Origin of the sequence: Mesorhizobium sp. M7A.F.Ca.US.014.04.1.1 (assembly GCF_003998745.1) — a bacterium.
Classification (GTDB): Bacteria; Pseudomonadota; Alphaproteobacteria; order Rhizobiales; family Rhizobiaceae; genus Mesorhizobium; species Mesorhizobium ciceri.
Genome location: NZ_RZRW01001254.1, coordinates 1 through 745, shown reverse-complemented (window position 1 = coordinate 745; position 745 = coordinate 1). Strand labels below are relative to the sequence as shown.

Below are 745 nucleotides of genomic sequence, written 5' to 3'. Positions count from 1 at the left end.
AAAGGAAGCGGACCCCGCAACGCATGGCAGTCAGGCAATGAACTGGAGACGCTATTTCTGGCCGGTCGTCGGCATCGCGGCGGTGATCTTCTCGCTGCTGCTGCTCTGGCACGAACTGCGCGGCATTTCGCTCGACGATGTCTGGGACGGCATCGCTGCCATTCCGACCCGCGGCTGGGTTCTTGCCGCGCTGAGTTCGATCATCGCCTATGCTTCGCTCGCCGGCTACGACCACATCGCGCTTCTGCATATCGGCAAGCGCGTGTCGTGGCTGTTCGTCACGCTGTGCTCCTTCACCACCTATGCGCTGTCGCACAACATTGGCGGTTCGGTGTTCTCGGGCGCCGTCATCCGCTACCGCGCCTACGGTACCAGGGGCCTGACCGGACAGGATGTCGGCGTGCTGGTGGCGGTCTGCTGGATCACCTTCGTGCTGTCGACGATTTTGGCCTCGGGCCTCGTTCTGGTGTTCGAGCCTGAGATACTCGACCGATTTTCCGGCATCGCCCATCATGGCCTGTCCGAAGCGGCCGGTATCGCGATGCTGCTGCTCGTCGCCGCCTATATCTTCGGCAGCTGGCTGCATCTGCGCCCGCTGAAGATCGCCAGCTTTCAGCTGCATTATCCGGCGCTGCCGATCGTCGCCCGGCAGTTGCTGATCGGCCCGATCGAACTGCTGGCCGCCGCCGCGATCATCTTCTTCGCCCTGCCCGCGGCCCACAATCCCGGCTACTTCGTCATACTG

1 protein-coding gene is annotated in these 745 nt (G+C 63.2%); it reads left to right on the top strand.

The window, feature by feature from the left end; translation table 11 throughout:
• Positions 1 to 37: 37 nt before the first annotated feature.
• Positions 38 to 745 (top strand): YbhN family protein (locus EOA22_RS35915; RefSeq protein ID WP_164756295.1); only part of this gene is annotated, 708 nt, incomplete at its 3' end.